Below are 16,025 nucleotides of genomic sequence, written 5' to 3'. Positions count from 1 at the left end.
GCGTCCCTGTCGAGCTGATTCAAACTACCCTTTCGGATGAAGAACTATGGGGAAGGACAAAAACGGGGCAAGGTTCCCTTTACAGAAAATATTGAAGTTTCGGCACAAAAAAGCTGGTGACTGTTCGTTTACAGCACCAGCTTTCTATGTCAGCAGCAACCCTATCAACATTCAGTTCACGCATCAACCCACTTTCCAATAATAGATTGCGATAATGAGTTGTTAATTGGATTAATTCATCCTTTGTTATCGTTTTTCCATATTCGATTGCCTCTTTATTAAATGCATCAAAATCAAGATGACTAACCGTCATTTGTTTATCATTTGCGATTGGATAGATGGCTTCTTCATAAAAGTATTTATCCCACAGCATAATGTGGCTGACGATGTCATGAATCGTCCATTTTCCTCCATCAATTGGTGTTTGCCATTCCATATTTATAATTTGGAGAACAAAACGGTTCCATTCGTTGAATTTATCAAGTAACTAAGACTTTTCATTCATGATATCTGCCCCCTTAAGACTGAGTTGTGCACTCGCTCTTTCATCTCGTCCAGAAATGACTGTATAAGCTTCGCATGATAAGTGCGAGGCATGGTCCAACACTTTTAAAAATATGGCTTGACACAAAGATAACTTTAAAATATAGTAATCCCATCGGAATTATCATTAACTGACTCGTCAGTTAAGTGAGAGGGGCGATGGAAGCTGGCTGCCGCACCAAAGCAAGATCAGGAGCGCCGTCATCAACTGATGAGCGCCGCTCTGAAGATATTTGCCTGCAAGGGATATCACAGCACTAAAATATCCGATGTGGTCAAAGCCGCAGGAGTGTCGCAAGGAACGTTCTACTGGTATTTTCAAAGCAAAGAACAGCTCGTGCTGGAATTAATCGAAGACGGAAAAGAGAAACTGATTAAGGTGATTGAGCAAGGCTACCGCAAGCACGCAGGCACGATAGACGATATGGTCAGTTCGTCCGCACGGCTGCTCACGGATTTGTTCACATTCGCCGACCGGGACCGGGATCTGATGGCTTTGCTGCTCATGAAAGGCCAGGGTGCCGACCCTCCAGTGCGGGAAGCTGTCTCGCAAACGTGGATTGCGTTCGAAGGAGCGTTCAAGAACAACATTCAGCGGGCTATGGAGCTAGGGATGCTTCCCCGTACGAATGATCTGTCGCTTCGGGCCAACATTCTTGTCTGTTTAATTACGGGCGTGCTATCCAAATGGTTGTTCGGACCGATGCACGAGGTTGATTTTAAGTCCGTCTATTCCCCATCTGAAATAGCCGAAGAAACCGCTAAGTTCGAATTCCGGGGGTTGCTCGGATAACCCATTTTACTTATATGAAGACCCCATAAGAGGTCGTACAATAATGGAGGCTATCATCATGTCTGTCAAACTGCAAAAATTCGTCAAAGCCGCTTTGCTGCTCACTGTTCTATCTATCGCACTCGCTGCATGCGGAAGCAAGGCGGCCCAAGATGCGAACGCCGCAAACGCGCTCGAGCAAATCAAGAAGGCCGGAAAAATCAGAGTTGGGCTCATGGGCACCTATGCCCCGTACAACTTCCTAAACGACAAGCACGAGGTCGACGGCTTCGATGCGGATGTCGCTAAAGCAGTGGCGAAACGCCTCGGCGTGGAAGTGGAGTTCATCACCGGCGAATTCTCCGGGCTGGTCGAAGGACTACAGAAGGATAAATACGATGCGCTTGTAAGCCAAGTAACGATTACGGAGGATCGCAAGCAAAAGATGGATTTCTCGACGCCTTACGTGAAAAACGCCGTGAATGTCCTCGTCAAAAGCGATAATACGACGATCGAGAAACTTGAAGATTTCAAAGACAAAAAGATTGGCGTCGGGCTCGGCACGAACGATGAGAAATATTTGCGTGACGTCGCGATGCCAAAAGTCGGTACGTTCGAAATCGCCACGTATAACGATGTCATCACGTCCCTGCAAGATTTGAACGTCGGCCGCATCGACGCGACCATTAATAACGTATTCGCCATCAAGCCGCTTATCGAGAAAAATCACTTCGACGTCAAGGCGGTCGGAGAGCCGATCAAAGAGGATTTCGCCGGAATCGCGATCCGCAAAAACAATCCGGAGCTGCTCGATGCAATCAATAAAGCGCTCACCGAGATGAAATCCGACGGCACATTTAAAGAGATTTTCCAAAAATGGTTTGGCGTGAATCCGAACTTTTAATTCATACGAACCGGGAGGGTACAGGAAATGGAACTCGTTACACAAAACTTTCAATTTCTATTAACGGGCGCGTACTACACACTCTTGATCACCATCGTTTCCATGTTCTTCGGACTCCTCATCGGGATGATCGTCGCCATTGCCCGCTTGAAAGGAAATTGGTTCGTCCGTAATTTGGCCAAAGGTTACGTTTCCATCATTCGGGGAACACCGATCCTAGTGCAAATCTTCATTATTTATTACGGACTGCCCGATTTCGGGATTACGCTTGGGCCGCTCACTGCGGCCTTTATTTCACTTAGTATCAACATCAGCGCATACTTGTCCGAAACGTTCCGCGGCGCGATATTATCCGTGTCCAATGGGCAGACGGAAGCCGCTCTATCCCTAGGATTGACGCCGTGGCAGACGATGCGGCGGGTTGTGCTGCCGCAGGCGGCCCGCGTGGCGATTCCGCCGCTCGGCAATACGTTTATCGGAATGCTGAAGGAGACGTCGCTCGTGTCCGTCGTTACCGTGACCGAGTTGCTGCGCTCCGCGCAACTGCTAATTGCGCAATATTATGTCGCCATGCCTTTTTATGTGGCCATTGCGCTCATGTACTGGATTATGAGCGTGTTCTTCTCTTCGATTCTGAACCGTATGGAGACGCGTTTGTCAAAAGCATATTAAGGACGTGTGATTTACATGATTGAGGTAAACAAACTTGGCAAAAGCTTCGGCGATCTGGTCGTGTTCCGCGATATCGATCTGCATATTCGTTCCGGAGAAATCGTGGTCTTGGTCGGACCGAGCGGTTCTGGCAAAAGCACGCTGCTGCGCTGCTTGAACGGTCTGGAGGTGCCTGACGAAGGATCGATCCGGGTGGGCGATGCAACTTGGAACGCCTCGATGGACGCATCGGCTAAGAAGGAAGCGGTACGGCACATTCGGACGTTAACCGGCATGGTGTTCCAGTCGTTTAATTTGTTTCCGCATATGACCGCCTTGGAGAACGTCATTATGGCCCCCACGATTGTAAAAAAGAGGAGCAAAGCACAGGCCGTCGAAACCGGAGAGTCTCTGCTCGCCAAAGTGGGACTGTTAAACAAAAAGAATGAATATCCTTCCCGGCTGTCCGGCGGCCAGCAGCAGCGGGTAGCCATTGCCCGGGCTCTCGCCATGCAGCCGCAAATCATGCTGTTCGACGAGCCAACATCCGCACTGGATCCCGAATTGACGGGAGAAGTGCTGTCGGTCATGAAGCAGCTTGCCACGGAAGGTATGACGATGATCGTCGTCACCCACGAGATGAAGTTTGCGCGGGAAGTGGCGAATCGGATTATTTTTATGAGCGACGGAAAAATCCAGGAAGAAGGTTCGCCTGACCAATTTTTCGTTCAGCCGCAGACGGAGCGGGCTCGCAAGTTTTTGCGGCAGCTCGCGAGCGAACCGGAAACGGAATAACGAGAAAGATTCGAAGGAGTTGACAGTGTGGTTCACGGCAAAGCAGAGCATTTGAAGAATGTCGCGGAACGGGCGCGAGCGATCATGGAGAAGGAAAATGTAGAAGCTCTTGTGGCATCGAGCTGCGAAAATTTCTACTACTTGTCCGGCCACCCCAGCACGTTCATGTATACATTGCGCATGAGCGAAGTTGCGCTGGCTGTTATGTTTCGCGACCCGACCCGCCGGACAGTCATCATTATGAATGAGTTTGAGGCCGCGGGCGTACCGGAAGATTTGCCCCAATGCGAGCTTCGAACGTATCCGACCTGGGTCGACGTAGACGATCCGCTTGGGCTGCGCGGCGTCAAGTACGAGGGGCGGCGGCCTGTAAACCATCAAGTGCAGGAGATGTTCGGGCTCCTGCGGCAGGTGCTGGCTGAAAACGGAATAAGCAGCGGCAAGGCAGCTGTGGAGATGAGCTCCATGCGATATCCTGCCGTGAATGCGTTACGCGAAGCTGTACCGGATCTTGATCTGACGGAAGCGAGCGCGGTACTGACCGAGCTGCGCGCACGCAAGACGCCTTGGGAAATCGAGCAACTGCGCAAGAGCTGCGCTTACGCCGAAATTGGCATCACCGAAACGATAAAGGGAATCCGGACTGGCAGCTCGGCCGCCGAGATTGCCGACCATTTCCGGCTCGCTTTGCTAACCCATGCGGACGGGGCGTCATCCCGCTTCCACATGATTTCCGTCGGCGCGCATTTCGCCCCTGCGCATATTTTCGATACGCGTCCGGGACAGCCGGGCGACTTGATCAAATTCGATGTCGGTGTCGATGTGGCCGGTTACGGTTCGGACATTGCCCGCACCTTCGTGCTCGGCTCTCCTTCGGACACGGTGAAGCGCATATACGGCGCGTTGCGGGCCGGACACGATCGGCTGCTGGAGCTAATCGAGCCAGGCCTGCCGATGAAGCGCGCGTTCGACGAAGTGATGCCTTTGATCCGCCGCTCAGGTCTCCCGAATTACAACCGGGGCCATCTGGGGCACAGCGCAGGACTGAGCCTCGCGGCCGAGGAAGCCCCGTTCCTGAGTCCTTCGGAGAATACCGTCTTTCTCCCGGACATGGTCATCTGTCTGGAGACGCCGTACTACGGCCACGGTATTGGCTCGATCATGATCGAGGACATGGTGCTGGTCACGGACAACGGCTGCGAGCGGCTGAACAAGCTGTCCCGGGATCTGATCTCGCTGTAGCTCCCCTGCTATGCTGCCAATAATGTCTGTTGAAAAAGGTCAGAAAGACGGCAAAGCGCTGTCCTTCTGACCTTTTTGGGAGCCTCTCAACCTCCATTAGCTGAAGGTTAGTAGATTTCGATTTCCGGATATCCGTTAGCGACATAATTGGCTCGTGAATTGCGAAATTTCATCTGCAAGCCAAAAGCCTTGGTAATATCCCGGAGCGGATAATAGGTTTGACTATCCCACGTAATTATTTTACTTTTGTCCAAAGCAAGCTTTTTCTGATTGAACGATAGCGTTGTCACTCCGTTCTTCGACGTTAACGTACCTGACAATGTCTTCATTAACGCCCGCACCGGCACATATTCCTGACTATTCTTACTGACAAAGGTTCCTTGTCCCGTATACTGGACGAATTGGTCTTTGTACTTGATCGCAATCGGATCTTCCTCAACCATCAAGGAATCTGGAAACGAGGAATATGTCCAGTTGGAGCTTGTGCCGCTGTTCGATTCCCGAACGTAGACTCCATTTTTCAAATTAAAATAATAATCTGCACTCATCGCGCTTTGCACAATATGATCACTGCCTGTTCGCCGCCAATACAAATAAGAATCTGAAAAGCGTGCCCGCGTCTGAAATACCATACTATTTATTTTTTTGCCCGTATCGGTATCGAATACTTCCAAGCGGGAAGATTCTTTGCTCAATATCTTATACGTGGTTACATACTTCCCTTGCGGGGAGAACATCTCGTAAGTCCATTGCCAGCTATTGCGAATGTTCAGATTCACCGTGTTGAGAACCGTTACTTTGCCGCTAGGCGCAACTAGTTCCACTCGAACTTCGGATCCTTTCTTATATCTGCGATAAGTAGACTTACCAACTTTCCTTGAATATTGAACATTTTCATCTGTAGGACTTGGCCGCTCCAACTTAATCAGCTTACCATCCGATTTCAGGTGTATGTAACTTTTTTGATTGTTATCGTAGAAAAGCAGATCGCCATACTGTACGGTCGGCAGGTACAAGAACTCTCCTCTATATGCAGATACGGTTCCAACAGCTTTGTTAATATATTTTCCGGTTGCTAGCGAATAGATCGCCGCGCTCCCATCCTGATGGACAATTTCATACACGCCTTGACTAATGAACGGTTGCAGCCAGGTCCCTTCTCCGCTCTTTAGGTGCTTAATTACCCGAAATTCATGCGTCTGAAACTGATAAGAGAATAACACCCGCTCCGTATCTGGCTTGTCACGCTCGTATAGCACCCCGTACATCAAATACGTGCCTGGTTTTTTCTCTATATCTGTCCGCAGCTCATAGAAGTGTCCTGGCTTGGTCCACTCTGCCAGTTCCGGGATGACTTCTTCCTTGGTTGCCATCCTTCCCGTCGTATAGTCGACGGTAGTCGTCTTGGCCTTGAATGTGTACCCCTCATCATTAAAGGAATAAGCAATGTCTAAGTAATGCTTCTGTACATCGAACCCACTGGCATCTGCTGAAGATGAAATGGGAATGAACAGCAAAACTAATAGCAAGCCTGCAATGAAAGAACGATGTCGGATGGATATCCTCTCCTTTTTTCCTGGCTACTATCTAACCATGTCAACCGTACCCATTATCCACTACGATAAGCCGATGCTCCACGCAGCAATTCCCATATCCTCTTATTCATAACAAAATGAAACGATTTATTTGTGCTGAGTATCCATTCGATATTCATCAATAAAATAAAAAGCGACCTCTCTCTTGACAGAGATTTGGCCGCTTCTTGACTTACGGAGATATCACCTTAGGGAATTCATCCAGCAGCATGCCGCTCGTCATCATGTCATTATTATTCCATTTGTCCTCCATAAAATGAACGTTGCCGTTTTTTACTGCAGGGAGTGATTTCCACAATGGAGACTTCACCAATTCGTCAAATGACTTCTTAGCCTCTTTATCGCCCGTGTACAGTACAAAAAGATGGTCTCCGATCAGTGTTTCGTGTATGGCTTCCTCAGCCACCTCAATATAGGGACCGCTATTAGGCTCTAATGTCTTCACCTTCGCATCCATCGCGAACCCAGCAGGCTGATAAAGCAGTTCAGCAAGTCCACCTGTCTTCATCACATACATCGAGCGATTCCAGAAATACTGAAGTACAACGGCCGTCTCACCAGCAGCTAACTTACCGCTGTCCCGCAAATTGTTCCACATCGCTTCAGCCTTGTGATTGTAGTTCGCTAGCAGTTGTTCTGCTTCCGCTTTCTTCCCCACTATATCCGCAATGATGGGGAAGCGTTCCTTCATAGGCAAAGCCCCGTCGAACACGACGACCGGAGAAATCTTGGATGCTTCCTCATATTCCTTGTCTAAAATATAGGATAGCACGGTCAAGTCTGGATCCAGGGAAAGAACGGTCTCCATATTCGTTGGATAGCCGATATCCTTCGCTGGTATATGCTCCTTATCCTTATATCCGAACCTTCAATAAACCGACGATCAATCCCGACCGGTTGTATGCCAAGTGCCAGCAAATCGCCGATCGGATTGCCTTGCAATACGATAATGATTCTCACATACATCCATACTATATCGCTTAGGACTTCGCTTCACAATGGGGGTTCTGAACCTGCTGAATGGACGCTCCGGAACCTTTTTCATATTCAACATAGAATCCCTATATTTTCCTGGGGATAGCCCCGCATGCTTCTTGAAAATCCGGATGAAGTAATACAAGTCTGTGTATCCAACTCGTTCCGCAATTTCCTGCAGCGTCGCATTCGTATTCAGCAGCAGATTCTGCGCATGTTCCATCCTAACCTGAATCAAGTAAGCGATTGGGCTTTGTCCCATTTGGCGTTTAAATTTTCTGGAAAAATAATGAACGTTGTAGTTCAACGCTTGAGCAATCGAATCCAGTGATAACGATTCAGGGTACTTATCATGTATATAACGTATAGCTTGTGTGATCAGATCCGGTTTCACGGTTGTAATGCCGTGCCTATCCATTTGCCATAGCAGCTCGTACACGAATTGGAGGAATAACGTGCGAACATGCAGTTGCTCCAGTGCGCTTCCCTGCTTCCATTCCTGATTCATCAGACTGATCGAATCGTACAAGGCAAGAGGATACTGAGGTGGGAACTCATATTGGATATCAAATGGCCTCTCATTCTCCAGCAGCTGTACAATGTCGCGTCCGCCAATCACAGGAACCATTGCTTTGTATAGAATTAAGTAATATTCAAAGTTCTCTCCGGCGGCAATATCCACACATGTCCCCTTGCCTCCATGAAAGACATGAAAGTGCTCCGTCATATGTACAACATCATCCAGCCATACTTGCGCGCTTCCTTTCGTCGCATACAAGAAAGCACTCGCCGGCAGGCGATAGGACAGCAGCTGCTCCCCAAGTTCCATCATGACATGGCGGACGTCAAGCACATGAATCGACGCGAGGTTCCATAGCCATATATGTTCATTGACGTTCAACGCATCATCTCCTCTCTCGCATCCAAATTTCAATTCTCCATGCATTCTTCTCCTGCGATATGCCAGCAATGCGTGAAGGGCACCTGCGCAAGACAGATGCCCTACTCTCGATATCCGATTGTTATTTAGCCTTAGCAGCTTCCAGCAAACTGTTCACAATGTAATCTAGCTGCTTATCTAGTGAATAAATGTCATTATAGTAGGACAGTCCGAAGCTTATGTCGATAAGTCGGCCTTCCTTCACAGCCGGTATGCTGTTCCAAATTTTATTGTCGGAAAGATCCTCCATTCCTTCATACGCGGAGCGGAATATGTAATCTCCGGAAAATCCATGCAATACTTCCATAGAGGCAGGAAGCAGAGTCGCTGGTTTCTCACCGTTCTTGTCTATTTCCTTCTGAATAATTGCCGGAGCCTTCATCCCCAAGTATTCATATATTATCTGTGATCCACGACCATATTGCTTGCTGGAGATGACACCCATGTTGCCCTCGCCACCTTCCATAATGGATACCGTCTTGTCCAATATGCCAGCTTCCTTCAGCTTCTGCTTACTCTGTACCACCTTTGCGTAGAAGTTGTCCAGCAAAGCCTGTGACTGCCCGCCTTCCTTGCCCAAGGCTTCTCCGAGCTTCTTCAAGCGTTCTTCTAAAGACATTTGCTCATAGGGCAAATAAACCGTAGGCGCAATCTGATTGAGCATTGCATAGGTTTCTTCGGAAGGAACGATAATTAAGTCTGGGTTAAGCGCAAGCACTGCCTCGGGACTTGGCTGGAACCATTCACCCAATGATTGAATGCCTGCCAATTCACTTTCAAATGCTGCCCCTTTATACACGTCTGAGATACCCACAGGATCCACGCCAAAAGCAAGCACATCACCAAGCAAATATAAGACGACAACCCGCTTCGGATTAACCGGCACTTCTACATCGCCTTTGACGGTGGACACAATTTTGGTTTTGGGCTGTTCTGCTGTCCCTGTTGATTGCTTGTTATCTGCGTTGCCGGCAACTGGTGTTTCCGAAGTGTGATTCGATGCTGCTTGTGTGGACTGTGCGCTTCCGTTCAAGGATGTGCTCCCTGTCGTTCCTGTCGAGCAAGCGCTAAGCAATAGAGTAAGGCAGAGCAATAGAGTGACCGCCACAGAAGATGTTCGACTGTCATGCATAGATAGGTTTCCCCCCGATTTATAGTGATAATGATTCTCATATTCACTATAATAGCGGCTTGTCTGCTGCACAATGTCATATCGAGCCACAGCAGATGGCACATTCGGACATGACTTTCCTCTGTTCTCCGTGCGATAACGGATTGGCGCGACTCCCACGTGTTTTTTGAACATTTTCGCAAAATAATAGCTGTCTGAATACCCGACACTCTCTGCGATCTCCTGCAAGTTCGCTCCTGTTGAAAGGAGCAGTTCCCTCGCCTTGTCCATGCGAATCTGAATGACGTAATCCACGGGGCTGCTGCCAGTATGCTGCTTGAACAACCTGGATAGATGGCGCGGACTGCTGTCCAGCATTGCTGCAAGCTTCTCCATCGTAATGAGGTCAGCATAATGCCTATGCACATATTGGATTGCTTGTGCCACCACATCAGCCTTTCGTGTCGGTATATGCTGGCTGTGAATTTGCCATAGCAGCTCGTATACAAATTGATGGAACAGCGCCTTCACGTGGAACTGTTCCAGCTCCCCGTTCTCCTCCCACTCCTTATGCATGAGCTGTACACTGCGCAGCAATGAAATAGGATGACCCGGCGCAAATCCATACTGGATAAGAAATGGATTGCTTCGCTCCAGCATCTTGCCGAACCTCTGGTGGACACGAGGCGAAATTGACGCTTTATAGTATAGAATATAGTATTCGAAAGCCTCTTCCGTCGGAAAAATGTCTACGCAGCAGCCTTTTCCGCCATGTACGATATAAAATGGGTTGGCCTGGTGCATCACGTCATCCAACTGTATGTTCGCGCTGCCGTTCACGGTATAAAAGAAACTGCTGGCTGGCAATGGATATGAGCGAAGTTCCTCGTTGGCTCTCATTGTGATATGACGAATATCCATCACCTTAATGGATGCCTGATTCCACAGTACAAGCTGTTCGCGTAACCGCATTATGTTCAATCAACTCCTCGGCAGTCTTGATCCGCCTGTACATCAATGGTCAACCATTTTTATTATAGTTGATAATAGTTATCATTTTCAATAAATATCGGCGCTATCTCCCGCGCATCATCATCGGGCCGGGCATCGCTCAGCACCAATCCAGCAACTTCATCATAATACGTATGGGCGAACAATCGAGCGTCTCACTCACGATCTTGCTTGGCATGCGGCGTTCGTCCCTTTCTGTGCGTTGTACGAATCAGAAAGGCTAACCCTGCGTCATTGTTCATAACGTGCGGATTAGCCTCTCATGGTCGTATTATTTTATTTTATGAACTGAACGTCGTAACCTTTCGCTTTTAACTGATCGATAATCATATCTTTGATAACGAAGTGCCCTGCTCCGACGACAACAAAGTGGGTGGAAGAACCTTCTTTATCCAATAGTTCCATCAGCTTCTTCGTCATATTTTTGTCCCGTTCCCCGAACAATCTTTGGGCTGAATCGCTCTTCACCATTTCCTCCGAACCCGTGAAGGATTGGGTGAATTGGTCCAGTTCAGCTTTGGTCCATAGCTGCTGCCATTGCTTAAACTGCTCAAGCGCATCATCAGGCTTTCCTGTCGGCGTCAGGATTTGATCCAACGCTTCGTTTAATTCTTTTTCTTGCACTGTAACCGGCACATTGTTGAAGAGGTCAGCTTGGAACTTGAGTCCTTCTAACTCATGAATCGGCTTTCCAGTTAACAATGCCGAACTCGTAAAGTACATATCGACGCCTAATGCTGCTGCCTGAGCCATTTCTTCAGAAGAACCTGTCATATTGGACAGCACGAGATTGTTCGAGATTGCCCAAGGCTTGAAAGCGTCAAAGGTATCCTTAGGCAATTTCAGTTGCTCCAGAACTTTATGCAGCTTTTCGTATGTTTCTTTAGAGACATGATCTTTCAATGCCGTGCCGTCGCTGTACGCCATCGACTCAAGAAAATACACCATATCTTTGTTGCCTTGCAAATTCACTTCTACCCATAATGTATCGGACTGTTGAAATGCGTCTCTTACATTTTTTTGCACGGGATACATGTCTGGAATACCCAAATGAATCGAACCTAACAGGTAGAGCGTATTTTGCCCTTTCGTTGCTTTCCAGAGAAGCCCCTTCGCTCCGCCTCCCACAGCGTCATACGTGTATTCAACAAGACGACTTGCGATTACAGCCGCTTGCTCCACCGTGCTCGGCTTATCAAGCTCAAGCCCTTTGTCCGTTCCGTTGACAATGCCTTTCTTCTGCAAGAACGTGATTGGCTCGTACTTATCAATTTCTAGCGATTCAGGCAATTCATACTGGGCCAACACGCCGTACACAGCATTCACTACCGTTTCTCTCGTAATTTCCTTTGTTCCAGTCGGTACAACGGCTTTCCCTTTTTTCTTTAATTCGAGCGCATCCAATTTGGCTGAAGTCGCTTCGATCAGATATTGAAACTTATCTTGCGTGATCGGCTGTTTAAAAGTACCGTCATAGTACCACGCAAGCGGAAAAATGCCGTACTTCTCCCCTTCGTTCAGAACTTTAACCGACCATGAACTGATTTGTGGAACGGCCGCAGGTCCTTCGTTCGCTTGCGCCGGTATGACGAATCCGAGCATGGCGATCAAGACTGCCAAACCGCTGACCACGCTGCGCTTAAACATATTCCATTTGCTAGTCTTCACCCATATTCCCCTCTCAACAGGATTTATGTACAAATAAGCCCCAACGATTATATCTTATTCAGCTTATAAAAGGAAGATTATCCTGAAATCCTTGCAGAAATAAATCCATCGCACTTGCCCATTCCGGACAGCCACCGTAGCGATGCCCCCCATGCTGGGCGCACATAAAAGGTGAATCAGGGCATCCCTGACTCACCTTCTGGTCATTGGCGGCAAGCTGCACGTTGCTTCATGCAGCCTAACCATCCTCTAGTCTTCTATCAGCTGATCTTGTATGTAACCGTGAAGTAATTCATCGTATACGAAGATGAGGCGGCAAATTGAATATAAAGATAGCCGTCTTCTGTCGCAGTGAAAATTCTTCCTACGTTGCTATTGAAAAAAGCGCCGAGATGATAGCTTGAATCATACACCGAATAGTAGGAGTAGCTGCCTTGAGCATAAATAGTTAGTTGCTGGCCTTTCTTCAGATAGACCCCTTCCCATGGACTGAGTTCATTCGGCCGCAGCGAATAGTACTTGATGAATTGCTGTCCTTCTTGAACTACGGGTTCGGCAGAGACAACAGGAACAGGGGCAGGAGAAGCATACGACGGCGAAGCCGCAGCGAGAGCGGCCAACACTGACAGGGAGATCAGAAACTTCTTCACTTTGTATCACTCCTTAAATATTTGTAATTGATGAAATATATGGATATTTCATGTTCTTTAATATAGCAAAAATATAATATATTGTAAATCTTTAATTTTATTTTTTATAGGTTTATAGACGGAATTCGCCTCGTCTGACAAGTCTCTCAATAGAATCAATATAAAAAGAGCGGCACTCCATAGGTCATTCAGACCTGTTGGAACGAGCCGCGGCGCTCGCAGCTAACCCGACGGGTGAATGTGCGTCGCAATCCGCCCAACCGCTTAGGAGTAGAATAAATAACGCTGCACGTTGCAGGGTTGTTATAGAATTCTTCATCCTCATACATCGCCTCGACCGCATAAAAGAAAGTAAGCAGGCCTTCCGGGGGGAGTTGCCTTGGCCAACGGACGATGGATCGAGGCTGCTCAATCCGGCCACCTCGTCATGTTCAGCGCACCACAACTGATCGTGGACGAGATCAACCGCATGATCGACTGAGCCGATGCCGGTGGCCGCATGATTTCCATATATAAAACGGCAGCCCAGGAGCTGATCCTGGGCTTGTGGAGGCGGACTATGACAGGCATGTGTCATGATCCCTCATAAAGACGGCAACGTCCTGAACATTGCCTAAGATGGATCCGACTCGGCCATTGCAATGGCTAGCTCGGTGCTTTTTCTTTTCCAGCCACAGAGAGGCCGGTAGCGATGAAGCGGCGATCGTACGAATAGACCATATGCTCCTCCAGCCGCTCGCCTGCCAGCTGCTTGCGCACCAGTTCCCTTCCCCGCTCCGGAGTCATCTCCTTATACCAGACCCCTTCCGGATAGGCGATGACGACACAGGCGTCCGCACAGCGGCCATTGCAGCGGGTGCGTGTCGTATGAATCTGCTGTTTCGCTCCAAGCGCCGCGATTTCATCCCGGATCGCTTGCGTCACTTCATCGGCCTGCTGCTTCATGCAGCTGCCGCCGTTGCATATCAGCAGATGATGGCGGGTCTCCTCCAAATTCCATGTTGCCATGAATTTTCTCCTTCCCCCTGCTGCTTTTTATGGCTGCACTTTATTCGGATACAAGCCGGCAGCGAGCGTCTGTAAAGCTATCGGCGCGCGAATGCCCTCCGCAGCCGCCGAGAGCGGCAGCACGATAAATCGCTTGTCTTTAATCGCCTTCACATCGGCAAGCGGCGCTTTGTTCAAGAGCAACTCTTGCTTCTGTTCGGCCGTCGTGTCGCCATAATCGACAATGACAATGACATCCGGGTCGCGGTTCACCACTTCCTCCCAACTGACCTCGGCCCATCCTTTATCGATATCGTCGAAAATGTTTTTACCGCCAACCTTGGCAATCAAGCTGGTCAAATACGTATTGGCTGCCGTAAACGCCTTGTCTTCCCCGCTATCGAAAACGAATACGTTAAGCGGCTCGCTCACGCTGCCGATTTGCGCCTGGATGTCTTCCAGCTTCTTGCGGATGTCGTTCACGACCGCTTCAGCTTTGTCTTCCACACGGAAGATGCGCCCGATACTCAAGATGTCCTGATACACATCCTCCAGCGTCGGCGCTGCCTTGTTAGATGATTCCTGCACATAAGTCAGCACGCCCTGATCGGCAAGATCCGCCCGCGAGCCAAGCGCTTTCTCTCCAAATGCGCTCTTCCATCCCGCATAGGCGAAATCGGGAGATACCGACAAGAACACTTCTTTCGATGGATATTTGTCCGCGAGAACCGGAATCTTGTCGTATTTCTCCTTGAATTCGGGCAGGATGCTGTCGTCGAGATAAGCCGTTCCTACCATCGATTCTTCCAGACCGAGCGCCAGCATCACTTCGGTCGCATGCTGGTTCAGCGTGACTACCCGCTTCGGCGCGTCCGGGAAGCTCAGCTTCTCCCCCATATTTTCAAGCTCGACCGGTCTGCTCTCGGACACTTGCGTCGCCGGCTGCTGAGCTTGCGCCTGGCGCTTCGCATCTGGCTGTTCCGGACTGCCGCATGCCGACAGCAGTACGAGCATCATGGTCATCCCTAGCAGTAGAAACCTATTGGTGAACGTTCTCCGATTCATACAATCTTTCCTCCGTCTATTCGTTCGTCATCTGTCATTTCTTCCGGGCAATCAACGTCATCGTTGCCGAGGCATCGGGCGATAGATCCGGCATCACGCCGCCTAGCGGATATCCGCCGTCCACCCATGCATTCTCACGATGCGGATGCACACACTTCCCTGCCGCGATCGCCTCCTCTATCGTCTCTCCGGCATCCGGCTCGATCCCTCTATCGTTGACTCCCGGTGGAAGCGCTGTTCGCCACGGCGTGGACAAGCCGTAATTCTGGATGATCCGGGTCACTTCAAATCCTTCCGAAGCGAGCAGCAGTACGGCTTCTTTGGGCGTCATCAGCGCATATTCGCGTTCAACCAAGTACCGGGATTCCATGGCACCGTCGATATAAGTCTCGTAAGCGATGGCGCAATGAAAGAGCTGCCGGGACAATGAGGTTGCCCCGTCGATCCGGCGATGAACGAGCTTATGCGGCTGCACGCGCTTGCGCTCCAGCGTCTGCCAAGCGGCGCCGCCTGGAGGCAGGAGCAGATCTACGGCGATCCAGCCTCCTGCCTGCAAACAACGATGAATATTGCGCAGTAGAGCAATATGCTCCTCCATCTGCGTAAAATGCTGCAATAACCCGTCCGGGCACAGTACATGGGTATAGGTGCCGGCAGCGCGAAACGTGAGAACGTCCTCTTCCACCAGTTGCAGCCGCTGCTCCGCTTCCTCTTTGAACATGCGCTTGCGCTTTGAATCCGCAACCTTAATCATCAGGGGACTCCAATCGATGCCGCAGTAGCAGGCAGCCCGGCCGGCCAGCTCTACCGCCAGGCGTCCGGTGCCGACGCCAAGCTCCAGCACGCTCGGCGGTTCTGCCGCTTGCTCCAACCAATGTCTGTAGAACGCAATCCCCGCTTTCCCGGCGAACTGGTCATAATATTCCGCCTCCTGCCCCTCGTACTTCGGACTCGGCTGCCATTCATGCCGTATGCCCTGCATACCGCAGCGGGAGCATAGCGTACCGGCCAAGTCCTCGAGCGGGATGCCTGCAGGGACGCCGTTGCGCGTATCGCCATACCACTCGTCATACATGAATTGGCAGTAGCTGCATCGGGTCATCGCCATCGGCTTCG

The 16,025-nt window shown here is 49.6% G+C and carries 15 protein-coding genes; 5 read left to right on the top strand and 10 right to left on the bottom strand.

Annotation, left to right across the window (positions count from 1 at the left end; genetic code table 11):
- Positions 1 to 79: 79 nt before the first annotated feature.
- Entirely contained in the window at positions 80 to 436 is a 357-nt protein-coding gene (locus LQV63_RS27045) for a hypothetical protein (RefSeq protein ID WP_157259437.1), read from the bottom strand.
- Between the two features lie 318 nt (positions 437 to 754).
- Between LQV63_RS27045 and LQV63_RS27040 the strand changes: the two genes are divergently transcribed.
- From LQV63_RS27040 to LQV63_RS27020, 5 genes are read left to right on the top strand one after another with little or no spacing between them, the layout of a single operon-like run.
- Positions 755 to 1,336, top strand: a complete 582-nt coding sequence (locus LQV63_RS27040; protein ID WP_233699010.1) for a TetR/AcrR family transcriptional regulator — start codon at positions 755 to 757, stop codon at positions 1,334 to 1,336.
- Positions 1,337 to 1,394: 58 nt separating this feature from the next.
- Entirely contained in the window at positions 1,395 to 2,219 is an 825-nt protein-coding gene (locus LQV63_RS27035; protein ID WP_233699009.1) for a transporter substrate-binding domain-containing protein, read from the top strand.
- A gap of 27 nt (positions 2,220 to 2,246) precedes the next feature.
- Positions 2,247 to 2,891, top strand: a complete 645-nt coding sequence (locus LQV63_RS27030; protein ID WP_019419665.1) for an amino acid ABC transporter permease — start codon at positions 2,247 to 2,249, stop codon at positions 2,889 to 2,891.
- Positions 2,892 to 2,906: 15 nt separating this feature from the next.
- A complete protein-coding gene (locus LQV63_RS27025; protein WP_019419666.1) occupies positions 2,907 to 3,665 on the top strand; it encodes an amino acid ABC transporter ATP-binding protein in 759 nt (252 codons plus the stop codon).
- Positions 3,666 to 3,692: 27 nt separating this feature from the next.
- Positions 3,693 to 4,907: a M24 family metallopeptidase gene (locus LQV63_RS27020; protein WP_233699008.1), complete on the top strand. Its 1,215-nt coding sequence runs from the start codon at positions 3,693 to 3,695 to the stop codon at positions 4,905 to 4,907.
- Between the two features lie 107 nt (positions 4,908 to 5,014).
- Here LQV63_RS27020 and LQV63_RS27015 read toward each other — a convergent pair whose 3' ends face one another.
- The 9 genes from LQV63_RS27015 to LQV63_RS26975 form a co-directional block, all read right to left on the bottom strand.
- Positions 5,015 to 6,436: a copper amine oxidase N-terminal domain-containing protein gene (locus LQV63_RS27015; RefSeq protein ID WP_233699007.1), complete on the bottom strand. Its 1,422-nt coding sequence runs from the start codon at positions 6,434 to 6,436 to the stop codon at positions 5,015 to 5,017.
- 238 nt (positions 6,437 to 6,674) lie between these two features.
- A complete protein-coding gene (locus tag LQV63_RS27010) occupies positions 6,675 to 7,310 on the bottom strand; it encodes an ABC transporter substrate-binding protein (protein ID WP_233699006.1) in 636 nt (211 codons plus the stop codon).
- Between the two features lie 75 nt (positions 7,311 to 7,385).
- Positions 7,386 to 8,378: a helix-turn-helix transcriptional regulator gene (locus LQV63_RS27005; protein ID WP_157259438.1), complete on the bottom strand. Its 993-nt coding sequence runs from the start codon at positions 8,376 to 8,378 to the stop codon at positions 7,386 to 7,388.
- A gap of 121 nt (positions 8,379 to 8,499) precedes the next feature.
- Entirely contained in the window at positions 8,500 to 10,500 is a 2,001-nt protein-coding gene (locus tag LQV63_RS27000) for an AraC family transcriptional regulator (protein WP_233699005.1), read from the bottom strand.
- Positions 10,501 to 10,815: 315 nt separating this feature from the next.
- Entirely contained in the window at positions 10,816 to 12,207 is a 1,392-nt protein-coding gene (locus LQV63_RS26995) for a TraB/GumN family protein (protein WP_233699004.1), read from the bottom strand.
- Between the two features lie 260 nt (positions 12,208 to 12,467).
- Positions 12,468 to 12,857, bottom strand: a complete 390-nt coding sequence (locus LQV63_RS26990) for a hypothetical protein (protein WP_019419675.1) — start codon at positions 12,855 to 12,857, stop codon at positions 12,468 to 12,470.
- 645 nt (positions 12,858 to 13,502) lie between these two features.
- A complete protein-coding gene (locus tag LQV63_RS26985) occupies positions 13,503 to 13,865 on the bottom strand; it encodes a (2Fe-2S) ferredoxin domain-containing protein (protein ID WP_233699003.1) in 363 nt (120 codons plus the stop codon).
- A 27-nt stretch (positions 13,866 to 13,892) separates the two neighbouring features.
- Positions 13,893 to 14,909, bottom strand: coding sequence for an ABC transporter substrate-binding protein (locus LQV63_RS26980; RefSeq protein ID WP_233699002.1), 1,017 nt, complete (start codon positions 14,907 to 14,909; stop codon positions 13,893 to 13,895).
- 34 nt (positions 14,910 to 14,943) lie between these two features.
- Positions 14,944 to 16,017, bottom strand: a complete 1,074-nt coding sequence (locus LQV63_RS26975) for a methyltransferase domain-containing protein (protein ID WP_233699001.1) — start codon at positions 16,015 to 16,017, stop codon at positions 14,944 to 14,946.
- Positions 16,018 to 16,025 lie beyond the last annotated feature (8 nt).

The sequence above is a fragment of the Paenibacillus profundus genome, assembly GCF_021369635.1.
Classification (GTDB): Bacteria; Bacillota; Bacilli; order Paenibacillales; family Paenibacillaceae; genus Paenibacillus_B; species Paenibacillus_B profundus.
This window is presented reverse-complemented; position numbering and strand designations above follow the sequence as displayed.

What these genes read in the sequence shown, in the direction of transcription:
- LQV63_RS27030 (WP_019419665.1), top strand. Translation starts at nt 2,247, where the DNA reads ATGGAACTCGTTACACAAAACTTTCAATTTCTATTAACGGGCGCGTAC.
- LQV63_RS26975 (WP_233699001.1), bottom strand. Translation starts at nt 16,017, where the DNA reads ATGGCGATGACCCGATGCAGCTACTGCCAATTCATGTATGACGAGTGG.
- LQV63_RS27025 (WP_019419666.1), top strand. Translation starts at nt 2,907, where the DNA reads ATGATTGAGGTAAACAAACTTGGCAAAAGCTTCGGCGATCTGGTCGTG.
- LQV63_RS27000 (WP_233699005.1), bottom strand. Translation starts at nt 10,500, where the DNA reads ATGCGGTTACGCGAACAGCTTGTACTGTGGAATCAGGCATCCATTAAG.
- LQV63_RS27045 (WP_157259437.1), bottom strand. Translation starts at nt 436, where the DNA reads ATGGAATGGCAAACACCAATTGATGGAGGAAAATGGACGATTCATGAC.
- LQV63_RS26980 (WP_233699002.1), bottom strand. Translation starts at nt 14,909, where the DNA reads ATGAATCGGAGAACGTTCACCAATAGGTTTCTACTGCTAGGGATGACC.
- LQV63_RS27010 (WP_233699006.1), bottom strand. Translation starts at nt 7,310, where the DNA reads ATGGAGACCGTTCTTTCCCTGGATCCAGACTTGACCGTGCTATCCTAT.
- LQV63_RS27040 (WP_233699010.1), top strand. Translation starts at nt 755, where the DNA reads ATGAGCGCCGCTCTGAAGATATTTGCCTGCAAGGGATATCACAGCACT.
- LQV63_RS27035 (WP_233699009.1), top strand. Translation starts at nt 1,395, where the DNA reads ATGTCTGTCAAACTGCAAAAATTCGTCAAAGCCGCTTTGCTGCTCACT.
- LQV63_RS26985 (WP_233699003.1), bottom strand. Translation starts at nt 13,865, where the DNA reads ATGGCAACATGGAATTTGGAGGAGACCCGCCATCATCTGCTGATATGC.